The sequence below is a fragment of the Flavobacterium johnsoniae genome (assembly GCF_030388325.1).
In the GTDB taxonomy this organism is placed as follows: Bacteria; Bacteroidota; Bacteroidia; order Flavobacteriales; family Flavobacteriaceae; genus Flavobacterium; species Flavobacterium johnsoniae_C.
In genome coordinates, this window is record NZ_CP103794.1 from 4,214,050 (window position 1) to 4,232,378 (window position 18,329).

Below are 18,329 nucleotides of genomic sequence, written 5' to 3' on the forward strand. Positions count from 1 at the left end.
ACTTTTATAAAATACTATTTAACTCATTTCATTAAAAAATAAATCTTCCATTTTGAAAAAGCACCTTTTAATTATAACCATTTTGGCGGGCAATTTTGTTGCCATTTCTCAAAATAAAATTATCACTGTTTCTAACAATCTGCCAGTTGACAGAGAATTTGAAACTATAGAATTGACAAAAAAATCGCTTGGTTTAGATGCTAATTCTAAACTAGAAAATTATGCTGTAAAAGAATTTGGCAGTAATTCTTTTTTAGAAACGCAAACGGTAGATCAAGATGGCGACGGAAATGCGGATTTGCTTTTATTTCAGCCAAAAATAAAAGCTTCGTCAAAACAAGATTTTGAAGTTTTTGTAGGAACAAATCCTTCCGTGTCAAAAGTTATAAATTGTTATTCGCGTTTTGTTCCCGAACGCACAGACGATTATGCTTGGGAAAACAATAAAGTGGCATTTAGAACTTATGGTCCTGTTGCTCAAAAAATGGTTGAAGACAAGATTGCTGGAGGAACTTTAACTAGCGGAATCGATGCTTGGCTAAAAAGAGTCGATTATCCAATCATTAACAAATGGTACGAAAAAGCAACAAACGGAACTGGAACTTACCATAAAGATACTGGAGAAGGTTTGGACAATTTTCATGTTGGAGACAGTCGCGGCGTGGGCGGAATTGCCGTAAATGTAGACGGGAAATATTATTTTTCTAAGAATTTTATACGCTGGAAAACCATTACAACTGGACCAATTCGAACAAGTTTTATTTTAACTTACGCCGATTGGGATGCGAAAGGCAATAAAATAACTGAATCAAAATTAATTAGTTTGGATTACGGAAGTCAGCTTTCTCGATTTGAAATTAATATTACAGGAAGTAAAATAATTGCTGCTGGATTAACGCTTCATGATCAAAAAGGTACAATTGGAACTAACATAAAAGAAGGTTGGTTAAGTTATTGGGAACCGATTGATGATTCTGAAATTGGAACAGGTTTAGTCGCTCCAAAAAATACTTTATTAAGCTTTGATAATCATGTTACAGAAGAAAAAGATTTGAGTAATCTTTATGGAAACATTTCGGTAAAAAACAATAAAGCGATTTATTATGTAGGTTTTGGATGGAAAAAAGGAAGTCCGTTTCAAACCAAACAAGAATGGGAAAAATATTTGAGTTCTTTTGCTGAAAAAATTAATAATCCTTTGATTGTGAAGGTTAAGAAGTGATTTTTTTGCCATTAAGGCGCAAAGTCACAAAGTTTTTTTAACATAGTCCAAGGTTTCAACCGTGGGAAACGTATCGTGATTATTCTTTGCGCTCCCGTTGTTGAAACCACGGGCTGTATTTTTATAGTTTTTATAGTATAATTATTTCGCAGGAAAATAATTCTCCTTCAAAATAATTTCTAACGGAATATAATGCGTTTTTTCTGTTTCTTCTTGAAGAACTAGTTTTTTGTATAAATAATTGATTCCCAAATAGCCTTGTTCTTCGGGTCTTTGGTTGATAAGGAAATCAATTACGCCTTTATTTAGATATTCAATATTTTCTTTTAACAAGTCAAAACCAATAATTCTAACGCCTTTAATATTATTTTTTTCTAAAAAATCAGCCACAATATAAGCTCGGGAATTTGGGACAAAAACACTGTTCACTCCCAAAAACATTTCCATACTCAATTGATCAATTCCAGAATCTTTCAAAGTAACTTCTGAGAACTTAAAATTGGTCAATTCGTCATGATCTTTGAAATACGAATAAAATCCTTTAATGCGTTGCAAGTAAACAGAAGTGCTTTCAATCTCGCGTGTAATTTTAAAAATCAAAACGTGTCTTTCATTTTTAACCGCAAAACTGATTAATCTTCCAGCCAAATAACCACTTTGAAAAGCATTTTGCCCGACATAAGCATGTTCATTTTCCTCCGAAATATTCGAATCGATCATTACAACCGGAATATTTTTCTTTTTGTATTCCGTTAAAAACTGAACAGATTCTTCGTAGAAAATAGGTGCAAAAAGTAATCCGTCACATTCAAACTGCATTATTTTTTTTACAGATTCTTTAAAAGAAGAAAGATTATAATCATAGAAAAAATAATCCAGAACAATTCCGAATTTACTGAATTCTAAAGCCGCTTTTTCGATTCCGTCAATTTGGCTTTTCCAATATTCTAATGTTTCAGATTTTGGCAGGAAAATAGCAAAGTGAAATTTCTTGTTTAATGCCAAATTGCTTGCTAAAATATTTCGCTTATAGCCAAATTCTTCAATAATCGCATTGACTTTATCAACCGTTTCTTGAGCCACTTGTCCACGCTTGTGTATAATTCGATCCACAGTTCCTGGCGAAATATTAGCTAATTCAGCAATTTTTTTAATCGTTATGATATTGATTCTTTTTAAGTTAAAAAAATAAAAGCAGTGCGGTAAAATTAATTTATTTTATCAAAAATAAGTTGTTTTACAGTACAATTTACATACATTTGTAAAAACACCGTGTACGCACACGCAAATATACATATAACATTAAAAAACCAAAATAATAGCGAAAAAAATGATAGTAGATTCATTACAAAACGCAGCAAAATATTATAATCTGCACCCTAATTTCAAAAAAGCATTTGAATATGTAAATCAAAATGATATCGCCAATCTTGAAGAAGGCACTTTTGAAATCGGCGAAGGCCTAAAATTGATCGTAATTGTTGGACAAGGAAATACGAAAGAAGAAGCCGTGAAAGGATTTGAATGCCATGATAAAAATATCGACATTCAGATTTCTATAAAAGGTCCAGAAACTTTTGCGTGGAAACCAAGAGAAAAATGTGTTAATCCAAATGGAGATTATAGTGACGAAAGAGACGTTCGCTTTTTTCACGATTCACCCGATACGTTTTTTCAATTGCAAGAAAAACAATTTGCAATCTTATTTCCAGAAGATGTTCATACGGCAATGATTGGAGAAGGTCTTTTGAAGAAAATTGTAATTAAAGTAAAAATATAATTTATGAGTACCATTCAGAACTCAATTGATGTAATTGTAAAACAAGGAATGCTTCCGTTGTATTTCAATGCAGATGAGAACAAAAGTATTGCTGTTTTAAAAACACTATATAATGTCGGAATTAGAGCTGTAGAATATACAAGCCGTGGACCAGAAGCACTTTCGAATTTCAAAAAAATGATTGAATTAAGAAATGCTGAAATGCCAGGAATGCTTTTAGGAATAGGAACTATTAAAAATTTAGCACAAGCAGAAACCTATTATTTAGCTGGAGCTGATTTTTTTATCAGTCCGGGATTTGTTCCTGAAATTGCAACCTTTTTAATTGGAAAAGAGGTTTTATATGCTCCGGGATGTATGACACCAACAGAAATTATTGCGGCTGAAAATGCTGGAGTAAAATTCATTAAACTTTTTCCTGGAAATATTTTAGGACCTGATTTTATGAGTGGAATAAAAGATGTTTTTCCAAATTTAACTTTCATGCCAACTGGCGGTGTAGACACTACTCGACAAAGCATTGAAACATGGTTTAATGCGGGAGTTTCGGCAGTTGGAATGGGAAGTAAATTAATTAGCAAAGAAGTAATGAATTACGAGGCTTACGATACAATTGAAAAAGAAACTAAAAGAGTTTTGGATTTGATTGAAACGATAAGAGGTTAAAAATCAAATTCAACCAAAATAATAAATTATAAAAATAAATGGATTCAATATTCAATCTTAAAGGAAAAATTGCACTGATTACGGGCGGTGCTGGAGTTTTAGGAAGTAATTTTGCAAATGTATTAGCCAAACAAGGCGTGATTGTCGGAATCGTTTCACAATCTCTTGAAAAAGCTGAAAATACTGTAAAAACAATCGAAGCAAATGGTGGGCAAGGTTTTGCAGTTCAGGCGAATGTTTTAAACAAAGAAGAAATAGAAAAAGTTAGAGATTTTATCGTTGAAAAATACGGCCGTTTGGATATTCTGATAAATGGTGCGGGCGGAAATATGCCTGGAGCAACTATTCAGCCAGATCAAGCTATTTATGATATGAAAACCGATGATTTACAAAAAGTTATTGATTTGAATATTATTGGAACGATGCTTCCTTCTCAGGTTTTTGCTGAACTTTTTGCAAAACAGAAATCAGGAAATATCATTAATATTTCGTCTGCATCGGCTCAAAGACCTTTGACAAGAGTTGTTGGTTATTCAGCTTCGAAAGCGGCAATTGACAATTTCACGCAATGGATGGCGGTTGAATTAGCTTCTAAATATGGCGAAGGAATTCGTGTAAACGCTATTTCACCAGGATTTTTTATTGGAGAACAAAACCGTGCATTGTTACTAACTCCAGAAGGAAAATTAACTCCAAGAGGAGAAAAAATTATAGATCATACGCCAATGGGAAGATTTGGTTCGCCAGAAGATATTGACGGAGCGCTTTTATTTTTATGCAGCGACATGTCTAAATTCGTAACCGGAATAACATTAAAAGTAGATGGTGGTTTTGCCGCTACAAGTATTTAAAAACATTAAAATAATTACACAAAAATGGAACAAACATTAAGATGGTTCGGACCAAATGATCCTGTTTCTTTACAAGATATTGCACAAACTGGAGCAACCGGAATTGTAACAGCTTTACACCACATTCCAAACGGACAAGTTTGGAGTATTGATGAAATTATTAAACGAAAAGTTGAAATTGAACATCAAGACGGAGATCCTAAAAAAGGCGCTTCTGGTTTGACTTGGTCGGTTGTAGAAAGTATTCCAGTTCACGAAGACATTAAAAAGCAAACTGGAAATTATCTTCAATACATTGAAAATTATAAAGAAAGCATTCGCAATCTGGCTTTATGCGGAATTAAATGCGTTTGTTATAATTTCATGCCCGTTTTAGATTGGTCTAGAACAGATTTGTCTTTTACAGTTGAAGATGGTTCTAAAGCTTTACGTTTTGATATCAATGCTTTTGCCGCTTTCGAATTGTTTATTTTAAAAAGACCAGGCGCAGAAAACGAATATTCTGAAGAACAGACTCAAAAAGCAAAAAGCTATTTTGAAGCCATGACTGCCGAAGATAAAGTAAAACTTCAGCAAAACATTTTAGCTGGACTTCCGGGAGCTGAAGAAGCTTATTCTGTTGAAGATTTCTTAGTTACTTTGAGCGCTTACAATCATATTGATAGACAAGCTTTAAAGAATAATCTTTTTCATTTTCTAAAAGAAATTATTCCTGTTGCAGAAAGTAAAGGAGTTTTAATGGCGATTCACCCAGACGATCCACCTTACCCAATTTTAGGTTTACCAAGAGTTGTGAGTACTGAAGAAGATTTGATCGAATTAATGAATGCTGCTCCTTCTCCATCAAATGGATTTACAATGTGTACAGGTTCTTATGGTGTTCGTGCTGATAATGATTTACCCGGAATTGTAAGACGTCATGGCGATAAAATGAATTTTATTCACTTAAGAAGTACACAACGCGACGAAGAAGGAAGTTTCTACGAAGCAAACCATCTTGAAGGCGACGTTGATATGTACGAAGTCGTAAAAGCAATTTTGGAAGTTGAAAAAAGAAACAACAGCAAATTACCGATGCGACCAGATCACGGACATCAAATGTTGGACGATTTGAAGAAAAAAACAAATCCAGGTTATTCTGCAATAGGCCGTTTAAGAGGTTTAGCAGAACTACGAGGACTAGAATTGGGGATCAAACGATCTTTATAATTGATTTTGCCACTAAGGCGGTAAGACACTAAGTATGTTTTTAGCTTTATCTTTTTAGTCTCTAAAAGACGCTAAAACGAAAAGTTCTTTCTCATTTTTGTCATCCTGACGAAGGAAGGATCTTCACAAGCGACTCCACAAAGATTGTCGATTTAGTTTGTAGAGCCACTTGCGGAGATTCCTCGTTCCTCGGAATGACAAACTAGAGTAAAAAACTTTGTGACTTAGTGACTTAGTGGCAAATCTAACACACAAAAAACTAACTAACCACAAAAACCACAAAACCATGATTCGCCAAGCCATTATCCTCTCCTGTGGCTTTTTTATGAATACCATATTGGCGCAGGAATTACCTAAAATTATTACTTCAAAAACAAATTATCTTCCTGATTTTAGTTATGCAGGTTATCACTTCGGCGAAAGCCAGATTCCTGAAACTAACGGAAAAATCATTAATGCAACAGATTTTGGCGTAAAAGCCAACGATGAATTAGATGATTCGAAAGCCCTTTTAAAAGCCTTTAAAGCTGCTAATGCCGTTGAAGGAAATGTAATTTTGCAATTACCCGCAGGAAAAATCATTCTTAGTGATATTCTCTATATCGAAAGAAGCAATTTTGTCCTTCGTGGCGCTGGTTCTAATCAAAACGGAACTGAAATCTACTTTCCAAGACCGATGATGTATCTCAAAGATTCTGAAGTTCTAGCAGAATTACGAGAATATTTAACCACTTTTGATAAAAGACAACGCGAAGCAGAAAACAATATTGATCTTCCTTTTTCGCAATATGCTTGGTCTGGAGGTTTTATCTGGACGCAGGTTCCGGGAGAACGTGTAAAATCGTATTTAGACAAATATGAACCAGAATCTAATCCGTTGGCAAAAGTCAGTTCTGGAAAAATGGGAGAACATATAATTAATGTATCAGATGTAAAAGGATTAAAAGTTGGTGATGTTGTCGAATTGCAATTGTTTAATAAAGAGGGTGAAAATGGCGAAATCATAAAAGATTTATATCAAGGTGCAAAAGTAAAACCTGGTTCGCATCATTGGAAATTTCCGAAACTGCCGATTGTAAGACAGCAAGTTGAAATCACTAAAATTTCAGGTTCTAAAATTACTTTAAAAACACCTTTAACTATTTCGATCAAACCTAGTTATCAGGCACAATTAGTAGAATGGAAACATTTAAATGAAGTCGGAATTGAACATCTTCGTTTTACTTTTCCTGATATTCCGAGAGTTGCGCATCATGTTGAACCCGGAAACAATGGTATTTTCTTAACTCGCCTTTTCAATAGTTGGGTTAAAGATGTAAAAATTACCAACGCAGACAGTGGAATTCTAGCCGAAGAAGTTTCTAACGTTACCATTGAAGATATTACAACCGATGGACCACATTTATCACATTATACCGTAACTTTGGGAGGTGTTCATAATGTTTTAGTTAAGAATTTAAAAATCTACAATAAGGCAGTTCATCCTTTGAGTTTTAATACATTTTCTACTAAAAATGTATATCAAGATTGCGAGATTTTTGACGATGCGCTTTTAGACCAGCATTCGGGAGCAAATCATCAAAATTTATTTGATAATATTACCGTTCATATTACCCCTGACAAAAATAATAGCTATCTTTTATTTGGCGGCGGTGGCGCGGATTATTGGAAACCATCGCACGGACCTTTCAGTACTTTTTGGAATTTAAATGTACAAGTAGAAAATCCAGATACTACAAAACCAGTTTTATTGTATGGAATGAAAGATGGAGCTCTGGCAAGAATTATTGGTGTTCATGGAAATACTAAATTTGAAATTAAATATGACGTTGATCCGTATATTGAGCTTTTGAATACACCGATAGAAAAAATTCCATCGCTGTATGATTATCAATTGAAAAAGCGATTAAAATAAGTTTTTTGCTCATCATAAATTATAATCTCGAAAAGTCGCTAAGACGCAAAGAAATTAACTTAAAAAAAACAAAACTTTGCAACTCTGCGACTTTGCGAGAGTATAAATTCACAATATAAACTCCTGTGCTATGAAATTTAAAATAGCTCTTTTATTTTTAGTCTTTATTTTCGGAAACCTATTTTCCCAGAATAAATATCGTCTTAAAAATTTCTCTACCACCGATGGGCTTTCGCAAAGTTCTGTCATTGCTATACATCAGGATAAATTTGGACAAATGTGGTTTGGAACGCGTGACGGTTTAAACAAATATGACGGAAGCCGATTTACCATTTTCAGAAACGACGTCAGTGATAAATATTCCATCAGTAATAATGATATTTTGGCGATTGAAGAAGACAATTCAGGAAAAATCTGGGTCGGAACTTATAACGGATTAAATTGCTACGATCCTATTTCTAACCGTTTTACAAGATATCTTCATACCAAAGCCAATCATACAATAAGTAATAATGCTGTTTGGAGCATTCGGGAAATTGGAGGCGAAATGTGGTTCGGAACTTCAAAAGGATTAACCATTTTAAATAAAAAATCGGGATTATTTTCTTCGGTTTTTCATTCAGATGACGATGCTTCGACTCTTCCAAGCAATAATATTCTTAGTATTTTAAAAACTCGAGAAGGAGAAATATGGATTGGAACTACGAAAGGCTTATGTCTTTTAACTGGTAGAAAAAATGGCAAATTGTACTTTAAAAATTATCCTTTAAATGCTACAGATTTACTAAATGTGCAATCGGTAATTGAAGACAAAAATGGAGATTTATGGGTTGGGACAAAAAACAAAGGTCTTTTGAAATTTAATCAAAAAGAAAAAGCTTTTGTTTCTTTTTTACCCGCTGAAAAATACCGCGAAATCAATACTGACATTCGATCTTTAGTAATTGACAATCAAGGCTCTTTATGGGTTGGCGCTTATGACGGAATTTACATTTTAGGGAAAGATCAAAATCTTCAAAAAATCAATAACAGCAATAACGCCAACGGAATCGATAAAGTAAAGTCGGTTTTTATGGATAAAAAAGGATCAATTTGGATTGGCTGTTATTATAAAGGCGTGAATCTTTGGGATATTTCTAATGTTAATTTCTCAAATTACAACCAAACCTCAAAAAAGATTCCGATGAGTTTTGATGTTGTAAGTTCTATAATTGCAGATAAAAATCAGAATATTTATTTTGGAACGGAAGGAGGCGGAATAACAATTTACAATAAAAATTCTGAAGCTATAAGTTACATCAACAGCAAAACTGGACAGTTTAATAAAAATGATATAAAAGCGATGTGTCTTTCTGATGATCATATTTTATGGATTGGAACTTTTTCTAAAGGATTATCGGCTTATAATACTATTTCTAAAAAAATTGAAGACAACCGAATTGCGTCTGATTTAACCGATTTATTAAAAGAGAGCGGTGTTTATTCGCTTAAAGCGGAAAACAAAATTTTATGGATTGGAACTTTTGGCAAAGGTTTAATTCGCTATAACACAACAGATAAAACCTTCCAAATTATTGGAAATGATACTTCTAAACCAGTTTTCTTGACCAATAATATGGTTCGCAGTATTTTGATTGACAAACAAAATTCAATATGGCTTGGAACACAAAATGGGTTAAATCGTATTTCGCTTCGAAATTTTAATCCGAAGAAATATCAAATACAGCATTACTTTTACGATCATTCGGCTTTGTCTGGTGATGATATTTTAACCTTATTTGAAGATTCTCAAAATAAAATCTGGGTCGGGACAAAAGCAAAAGGTCTTCATGTTTTTGATGGAAAAAAATTCAATAGAATTAATCTCAAAGTTGGAAATACGGTCATAACTTCTATTCATTCTATTTTAGAAGACGATGCTAAAAACTTATGGATCAGCACCAATCAGGGAATTATAAAATACAATCAATCTAAAAAAACGGTTGTAATTTATGATCAGAAAGATGGTTTGGCAAGTAACGAATTCAATGATAATTCTGCTTTAAAAGTAAGTTCTAATCAATTTTATTTTGGAAGTCCATCTGGCGCCACATTTTTTGATGCTTCAAAAATTTCCTTAAATAATTATGCTCCGCAGGTTTTAATTACCGATTTAAAAATTAAAAACGAAATTATCAATGCACATGACAAAGATGGAATTTTAGAACAAAGTATTGGTTTTACCAAAACGATTACTTTAGATTATGATAAAGCAAATTTCTCCATCAATTTTGCAATTCCAAATTACATTCGATCTAAGAATAATCAATACAGTTATCGTTTGGTTGGTTTAGAAAACAACTGGACGACGACTAAAAACAGCGAAGCCAATTTTGCGATTCAAAATCCTGGAACCTATACTTTTGAAGTTCGCGGTGCCAATAATGATGGCGTTTGGAATCAAACTCCTACAACATTAACTGTAATTGTAAATCCCGCTCCGTGGCGCAGTATTTGGGCATTTTTATTGTACGGAATTATAATTGGTTTGGGCTTATACGGTTTGATTTGGATTATGAAATCGAAAGCGAGATTGAAGCAAAAACTGGAATTGGAATATCTGGAAACACAGCGAATTGAAGAAAACAACAAATTAAAATTGGATTTCTTTACCAATATTTCGCATGAATTTAGAACACCTTTGACTTTAATTTTAGGTCCGTTACAGCAAATTTTAGCTGATTATAACGGAACTAACGAAATGTACAAAAAGCTTTTGGTTATTGAAGGAAGTGCCAATCATCTTCTAAGTTTGATTAACCGTTTAATGGATTTCAGAAAATTAGAAAATCATCAAGTTTCGCTGGAATCTGCAAACGGAAACATTGTCAAATTCACAAAAGAAATCTTTTTATCATTTATCGAATATGCCAAAGACGGCGGTTACGATTATACTTTTGAAACTCAAAACGAAGAAATTCTAGTTTATTTTGACCGATACAAACTCGAACGCGTTTTTTATAATTTGATTTCGAATGCTTTTAGATACACTCCAAAAGGCGGTTCGATAAATATTAAAATCAATCACGATCAGCAGAATCTTTTTATTGCGGTTGAAGATTCTGGCGTTGGAATATCAGAAGAACATATCGATAAAATTTTTGATTTGTTTTTTGAAGTTCCGACACATAATCAAGTGCAGAAAAATTACAATAAAGGAACCGGAATCGGGCTTTCGATTGTAAAAAACATTGTCGAACTTCATAAAGGAAAAATCGATGTGACCAACAAACCAACTGGTGGAGTTATTTTTAAGGTGACTTTACCGCTTGGCCGCGAGCATCTTTTGGATAATGAAATTATTACTGACTTTAAAATCAGTGACGATATTGAGCAATATTCTGCACAATTGGAAACTTCTGAAATTGTTGAAAATGATGACATTGAAGATTTAATTGTAAACGAAGAAAAACAAACCATTTTATTGGTTGAAGATCATAAGGTTTTGAGAAAATTCATGAAGAATCTTCTCAAAAAAGATTACAATATTATTGAAGCCGAAAATGGCAAAATTGCTTTAGAAAAGGCATTAAAATTTGTTCCGAACCTAATTATCAGCGACGTTATTATGCCAGAAATGGTTGGAACGGAACTTTGTTCTAAAATAAAAGAGAACATCAAAACCAGCCACATTCCAGTTATTTTGCTGACTTCTCGATCTTCATTAGTTTATAAATTTGAAGGATTAGAAAGCGGTGCCGATGATTACATTAGTAAACCATTCAATTTAATGGAATTCAGACTTCGAGTTAAAAACCTTTTGAATACAACAGAAAGATTAAAAATCAAATTTTCTAGCGAAGACAGTTTTATTCCGTCTGAAATTACGGTTTCTTCTTTGGATGAAGAACTTTTGAAAAAGGCTTTTAAAATTGTAGAAGAAAACATTTCGAACGAACAATTTGATATTCCGTTTTTCTGCTCTGAATTGGGAGTTAGTCGAACGATGTTATTTTTAAAAATTAAAGCTTGGACGAATTGCACGCCAAATGAATTTATTCATGAAATAAGATTAAAACGTGCCGCTCAATTATTAGAACAAAACAAATTAACCGTTTCAGAAATCAGTTATAAAGTTGGTTTTAATAATCCGAAATACTTTAGCAAATGCTTTCAGAAAAAGTATGGCGAAACTCCTTCTCAATATGCCGATAAATTTTATAAATCTTCGGCAACATTTTAAACAATCCTCATTTTTAAAGGCTTAAAAAAGGGTATCTGTATTTTTAGATACCCTTTTTTGTATTTCTGTTTCTTTTTTGGCTTCTACATTTGCGATATGAAAATCAAGAAAACAAACTTCTTATTGCTGCAAATTCTATTTGTCATCATCATCATCGGAATGAGTTTATTGCTTTTCTACTTTATCTAACTTATTAACCTTAAAACCAAAAAATGAATGTTTACAGACCAAAAAAACAAATCGTTTAAATGGTGTTTACTAGTTTCTTTTTTACTAGTTAATATCGTGATGCATGCACAGGAACGAAAAGTTACCGGAAAAATAACTTCCAGCGAAGATTTACTCGGGCTTCCCGGTGCTAATGTTTATATCAAAAATTCTTCTGTCGGAGCTTCCGCCGATATGGACGGAAATTACTCGGTTATTGTAGGAGAAAAAAATGCTGTTTTAGTTTTTAATTTTGTCGGATTTCAAACCGTAGAAATTCCAGTTGGAACCAAAACCGTAATCAATGTAAGTTTAAAACCAGATACAAAAGCGCTTGATGAAGTAATCGTAGTTGGTTACGGAACTCGTAAAAAAAGCGACATTACAGGATCTGTTTCTTCTGTAACGGCAAAAGAATTGACTGCTTATCCACTTTTAAATGCAGAACAAGCTTTACAAGGCCGTGCAGCGGGTGTTTCCGTAATGACAAATAATGGTGGTGAACCAGGTGCTCCGGTAAAAATCAGGGTTCGTGGAGGAACTTCTATTAATGCCAGTGGTGATGCTCTTATAGTTGTTGATGGTTTTGCAGGAGTTGCAATGCCAGCTCCGCAAGATATCGCTTCGATTGAGGTTTTAAAAGATGCTTCGGCAACTGCAATTTACGGATCTCGAGGTTCAAACGGAGTTATCATGGTTACGACTAAAAAGGGAAAACCTGGAAAACCTGTAATCGAATTTAGCAACTCGACTTCTGTACAATCTGTAAATAACAAATTGCATTTATTAAATGCCGATCAGTTTGCGGCGTATAGAAAAAGTTTCACAACGCACACGCAAGGTCCTGCAAACTCAGACTGGCAAGACATTATTTATCGTGATGGAATGATTTCGAATACGCAATTATCATTTTCTGGCGGTTCTGAAGATATTAAGTATTATGTTTCAGGAACTTATTTTAACCAAGATGGAGTTGTTATTAATTCTGGAATCGATAAATACACCATTGTTGCGAATCTTGAAGCCAATCTTACTCCAAAATTAAAAGTTGGATTAAACAATTTTACAAGTAAACAAAACAAAGAAGGAATTATCAGCCAGACTGGAGCTGGAGGAACTGGTGCTGCAGGTGTTATTGCTTCTGCTTATCGTTTTATGCCAGACAAAGGAATTTACAATGCCGATGGAACGTACACCACAACGGCTCCAATTGGAGATGATATTGACAACCCGTACGCAACGGCAATGGAAAATATCTTGGAAACTGTTTCTATCGTAAACCGAAACAATTTCTTTGCGCAATATCAAATCACTAAAGATTTAGATTTTAAAACTACTTTAGGTTTAACCGATAATAATTCGCAAACAGGAAGATTTATTCCGTCAACTTTAATCGCAGGAAAAAATATTAAAGGAGAAGCTTCAGTAAACAACACAAGATTTTCTTCTTTCTTGACAGAGAATTATTTGACTTTCAAACGTGAAATTATCTCAAAAGGAATTTTAACTGTTCTTGGAGGATATTCATACCAAAAAAATAAAAACGAAAGTTCTTATGCAGCTTCAAGAGGATTTTTAACAAATACCAATTCTTACAGAAATTTAGGCGCTGGAACGGTATTCTTAAAACCAGATTCTAACTTGTCTGAAACTGAATTGATTTCTGCTTTCGGAAGGTTGAATTTCGATTATGATGACAAATATTTGCTAACATTTACCGCAAGACGCGATGGTTCTTCAAGTTTTAGTAAAAACTACAAATACGGAACTTTTCCTTCTGGAGCAATTGGATGGAATGTTAGTAAAGAAAACTTCTTAAAAGACAATAAAACGATTTCAAACCTAAAACTAAGAGCAAGTTACGGAGCAACAGGAAATCCCTCAATTGGTGCTTATTCTACTCTTTCTAGATTCTCTGAAATTTATGATGTCAGCGGTGACGTGATTGTAAATGCTGTTCAATTGACTTCTTTGGATAATCCAAACTTGAAATGGGAAACTTCATACCAACAGGATTACGGAATTGATTTAGGTTTATTCGACAACAGAATTAGCATTACAGCAGATTATTATAAAACAATTACCAAAGATTTATTGTTTAACAGACCGCTTCCAGGAGTTTCTGGAATTGCCTCTCAGCTTCAAAATGTGGGTGAATTAGAAAATAAAGGTTGGGAATTGGGAATTAATACTAAAAACTTTATCGGTGCCGATTTTACTTGGTCAACAAGTTTTAATATTTCTTCAAACAAAAACAAAGTATTAAAATTAGCCGATAATAAAGACCTTTTAATCAACTCTGCGCCTGGTCACTTTTTAGCGACAGAATCACAGATTTTGAGAGTGGGTCAACCAGTTGGTTCTTTCTTTGGATTTATTTATGATGGTGTAATTCAGCAAGGTGAAGCCGTTTTACCTGGAAATTTTGAAACTATTGCTGGAGGCGAAAAATTCAGAGATGTAAATGGCGACGGAAAATTAGATTCGCAAGATAAAACGATTATCGGAAATCCAAATCCTGATTTCATTTTCGGATTTAATAATGATTTCACTTATAAAAATCTAGATTTAAATATCTTCTTTCAAGGTTCGCAAGGAGGTCAAATCTTAAACTATACTTTGATGGAATTGGCTTCTGGAAACAATAACGCTACAACAGAAGTTTTAGACGCTTGGACACCAACTAATACAGATACAAATGTTCCGATAAATGCCGCGAGAACGAAGAGAATTACTTCTAGATTTGTTTATGATGGAAGTTATATTCGTTTAAAAAACATCTCTTTAGGATATAGTTTGGATGAAAAAATTGTTTCGAAAATGGGATTAAGCAAAGTTCGTTTTTACATCAGTGCGCAAAACCTTTGGACTATTACCGATTATCCGGGAACAGATCCTGAAACCAATTACTTAAACGATACCAACTCAAGAAGTAACACCAATTTAGGATTAGATTATGGAGGATATCCAAACGTAAGAACATTTACATTCGGATTTAACCTTAAATTTTAATGTAAATAATATTAAACACATAGAAACATAGATTTTTTTTCAGAAGAAGAAAATTTAAAAAACTAGTTTTTACACATAGCTATACACAAAGTGCTATGATCATTAATGCAAGTGAAACGCCTTATTTAGCATTTTTAAAAGCTATGTATCTATGTGTTAAGTTATACCCTAATATCAAAAAATAATATTATGAAAAAATATATCGCTTTTTTATTATTCGGCACACTTGCTTTTTTTAGCTGTTCCGATCTGGAAGAACATCCTGTTGGAGTTATTCGTCCAGAAAACTTTTTCAATAATACAGACGATTTGCAAGCGGCTGTAAATGGTGCATTTGCCAACATTGCACACAACAATTATTGGGGAAGAGAATTTACAATCGCTCTAATGCTTCGCGATGATATGTCTGATATTGGTGATAGAACGACTCAAGCAGCTCGTATAGATGTTAATGATATGAGCATGAACGATACCAACGCACTTGTTGCTAACTTTTGGCCGCAATCTTATGTGATTATTACGGCAGCAAATCAAGCAATCGAAGGCGCTAAAAAAACACCTGGAGATCCTGCAAAAGTTAACGCTATTGTGGCGCAAGCCTATTTTGCCAGAGCATTTACTTATTATCATTTAGTGCGTCTTTTTGGAGATATTCCATACATTGATTTTGTTGTAAATGATGTCAAACAAGTGAGTTCGATTACTAAAACCAAAGAAGCAGACGTTTATCCAAAAATTATTGCTGATTTAGAATTTGCGAAACAATGGCTGGAAGACAAACCAAAAGTAAAAGCAGTTCCTGGAAAAGGTACAGCGGCAGGATATTTATCTTCTGTTTATTTAACTTTAGGACAATATCAAAAAGCATATGACGAAGCAAAATATGTAATTACAAATGAAGCCAAATTTGGTTTAGGTTTAGATGCTGATTTTCAAGATTTATTCAACGCTAACAAAACCGCTACATTAAAAGAGCCTCTTTTTACAGTTGATTTCAATAACTTAACTTCTGGAAATTACGGTCAAGATTATACGGCATTTTTTACAGGTTCATTAAAAGACGACAGTTATAGCTACGGACAAGGGTTTTCAGTTGCGGTTCCTTCACTAAAAGTATTCAATACTTGGGATCAGAGAGATTACAGAAGAGCGGTAAGTTTTGATACTATTATTAGAAAGAAAACAGGTCCAGGCGGATCTTTGCAAGTTTTTCCATCAAGTGATAATGAAAAAGCGCCACGTCCACATATTGCAAAATATTTCCGTTTTCCGGGAAAAGCTGGTGCAAACGGAAGAACTTCTCAACATAATTATATCACAATGCGTTTTGCAGAAGTTTTATTGACTGCAGCCGAAGCTTTAAATGAAATTACTCCGGGAACAACCGAAGCTGATGGTTACGTAAATCGTGTTCGCGCAAGAGCAAGAAACAAAGCAGGAAAACAAGTTTCTTTTCCAGCAAATGTTACTCCAGGTTTATCTAAAGATGCTTTTAGAAAAATGGTTGTTGATGAAAGAAGATTAGAATTGGCTTTTGAATATATTAGATGGTACGATATTAAAAGACTTAAAATTGGTCCTGAAGTTTTTAGCCCAACTGGTTTAGAACCACATGCTAATTTCGATCCGAATAAAGATTATTTATGGCCGTTGCCAGGAACCGAATTGGCAATTAATCCGAATTTAAAACCAAATAATCCGGGTTATTAATTGAACGCAGATGAAACGGATTTGCTATCGCAAAGACACGGAAAAAAACGGATTTGTTTAATTACGTAATGTGTATTAAATCTCACGTAGATTATATAGAATTAATAACCAAAAAGTTTAAAACATTCAATAAAAGAATCCATTTTTAAATCTGTTTTAATTTGTACAAATCTGTACAAATCTGTGTAAAATAAAAAATCTGTGTAAATCAGCGTTTTCGCGATAGCGAATCTGTTTCATCCGCGTCTAAAAATTTAGTAACGATACTAAAAATATTATTTTAAATATGAAGAATGTCAGTTTCATTTCTTTAATTCTTGGGTTTGCATCGCTGGCAACAGCATGCAAATCCGGAATTAATTCTCCAACAAAAAACACTTCTGCTGCGACAGAAAAACTAGAAACGCGTTACAAAATGTTGCTCGATTATCCCATTGATTCTATGTCGATGCCGAGAAGCATGAACATTAAAACATTAGAAATTCGTAAAGTGCCCTCAAAAGATTGGACAAGCGGTTTTTTTGCTGGAAATCTTTGGCAATTATACCGATTGACAGGCGATTCAAAATACAAAGAACAAGCTCAAAAATGGACTCCGTTTAGCAAAAAGGAAAGTGTAAACAGTAATTCGCATGACGTTGGTTTTAAAGTGTTTTGCAGTTTTGGAGAAGCTCTAAAAGTGGAAAACAAGAAAGAATACGAAGCGGTAATTATTAAAGGCGCAGAAACTTTATGCACAAGGTTTAATCCAAAAGTGGGTTCGATTCGTTCTTGGGATTTCAACAAAGAAATTTGGGATTATCCTGTTATCATCGACAATATGATGAATTTGGAATTGCTTTTTGAAGCATCAAAATTATCTGGAAATCCGAAATATCGCAACGTAGCTATTCAGCATGCTAATACGACTTTGAAAAATCAATTTAGAGAAGATAATAGCTGTTATCACGTTATTGATTACAATCCGAAAACGGGCGAAGTTAGAAAGAAAACTACGCTTCAAGGCTACAATGACGATTCGGTTTGGGCGCGCGGACAAGGCTGGGCTGTTTACGGTTTTACAATGTCGTATCGCTATACAAAAGACCCAGCTTATCTAAAACAAGCCGAAGCTACTGCCCTATTTTTTATGGCAAATAAAAATCTGCCCGAAGACGGAATTCCATATTGGGATTTAAAAGATCCAAGTATTCCGAATTCGCCTCGAGATGTTTCGGCGGCTATGGTTATGGCTTCAGCATTATATGAATTATATACTTATACAAAGAAAGAAAATTACTTGGCTTTTGCAGATAAACTGATGACTTCTGTACAAACCGATAAATACATTCTAGATACTGAAATTAAGGCTCCATTTCTTTTCGATCATAGCACAGGAAACTGGCCAAAACATGATGAAATAGACGAACCGATTATTTATGCCGATTATTATTTTCTAGAAGCACTTCTTAGACAAAGGGACAAAGGTTCAAAGTAACAGAGTAACAAAGGTTTCTAGCCTTTGTCACTTTGAGCCTTTGTCACCTTGTCACTAA

The 18,329-nt window shown here is 33.7% G+C and carries 11 protein-coding genes; 10 read left to right on the plus strand and 1 reads right to left on the minus strand.

Annotated elements, in window-relative coordinates; genetic code table 11:
- Positions 1–52 precede the first annotated feature (52 nt).
- Positions 53–1,222 (plus strand): DUF4861 family protein, encoded by a 1,170-nt coding sequence (locus tag NYQ10_RS18045; RefSeq protein WP_289877614.1) that lies wholly within the window; start codon positions 53–55, stop codon positions 1,220–1,222.
- Positions 1,223–1,363: 141 nt separating this feature from the next.
- Here the strand turns inward: NYQ10_RS18045 and NYQ10_RS18050 are convergent, their stop codons facing one another.
- Positions 1,364–2,431 (minus strand): substrate-binding domain-containing protein, encoded by a 1,068-nt coding sequence (locus NYQ10_RS18050; RefSeq protein ID WP_436836308.1) that lies wholly within the window; start codon positions 2,429–2,431, stop codon positions 1,364–1,366.
- A 121-nt stretch (positions 2,432–2,552) separates the two neighbouring features.
- Here NYQ10_RS18050 and NYQ10_RS18055 point away from each other — a divergent pair, with 121 nt between their 5' ends.
- From NYQ10_RS18055 to NYQ10_RS18095, 9 genes are all read left to right on the plus strand, one after another.
- On the plus strand, positions 2,553–3,002 hold the full coding sequence (locus NYQ10_RS18055; protein WP_289877616.1) for a YhcH/YjgK/YiaL family protein: 450 nt from the start codon (positions 2,553–2,555) through the stop codon (positions 3,000–3,002).
- A 3-nt stretch (positions 3,003–3,005) separates the two neighbouring features.
- Positions 3,006–3,668, plus strand: a complete 663-nt coding sequence (locus tag NYQ10_RS18060; protein WP_289877617.1) for a bifunctional 4-hydroxy-2-oxoglutarate aldolase/2-dehydro-3-deoxy-phosphogluconate aldolase — start codon at positions 3,006–3,008, stop codon at positions 3,666–3,668.
- Between the two features lie 38 nt (positions 3,669–3,706).
- On the plus strand, positions 3,707–4,519 hold the full coding sequence (locus NYQ10_RS18065) for an SDR family oxidoreductase (RefSeq protein WP_289877618.1): 813 nt from the start codon (positions 3,707–3,709) through the stop codon (positions 4,517–4,519).
- Positions 4,520–4,543: 24 nt separating this feature from the next.
- Positions 4,544–5,728 (plus strand): mannonate dehydratase, encoded by a 1,185-nt coding sequence (gene uxuA / locus NYQ10_RS18070; RefSeq protein ID WP_289877619.1) that lies wholly within the window; start codon positions 4,544–4,546, stop codon positions 5,726–5,728.
- Positions 5,729–6,014: 286 nt separating this feature from the next.
- Positions 6,015–7,643, plus strand: coding sequence for a DUF4955 domain-containing protein (locus NYQ10_RS18075; protein WP_289877620.1), 1,629 nt, complete (start codon positions 6,015–6,017; stop codon positions 7,641–7,643).
- 130 nt (positions 7,644–7,773) lie between these two features.
- Positions 7,774–11,865, plus strand: coding sequence for a two-component regulator propeller domain-containing protein (locus NYQ10_RS18080; RefSeq protein ID WP_289877621.1), 4,092 nt, complete (start codon positions 7,774–7,776; stop codon positions 11,863–11,865).
- 216 nt (positions 11,866–12,081) lie between these two features.
- Positions 12,082–15,084 (plus strand): SusC/RagA family TonB-linked outer membrane protein, encoded by a 3,003-nt coding sequence (locus NYQ10_RS18085; RefSeq protein WP_289877622.1) that lies wholly within the window; start codon positions 12,082–12,084, stop codon positions 15,082–15,084.
- A 189-nt stretch (positions 15,085–15,273) separates the two neighbouring features.
- Entirely contained in the window at positions 15,274–16,794 is a 1,521-nt protein-coding gene (locus tag NYQ10_RS18090; RefSeq protein WP_289877623.1) for a RagB/SusD family nutrient uptake outer membrane protein, read from the plus strand.
- Between the two features lie 286 nt (positions 16,795–17,080).
- On the plus strand, positions 17,081–18,271 hold the full coding sequence (locus NYQ10_RS18095) for a glycoside hydrolase family 88 protein (protein WP_289877624.1): 1,191 nt from the start codon (positions 17,081–17,083) through the stop codon (positions 18,269–18,271).
- The last annotated feature ends 58 nt before the right edge of the window (positions 18,272–18,329 follow it).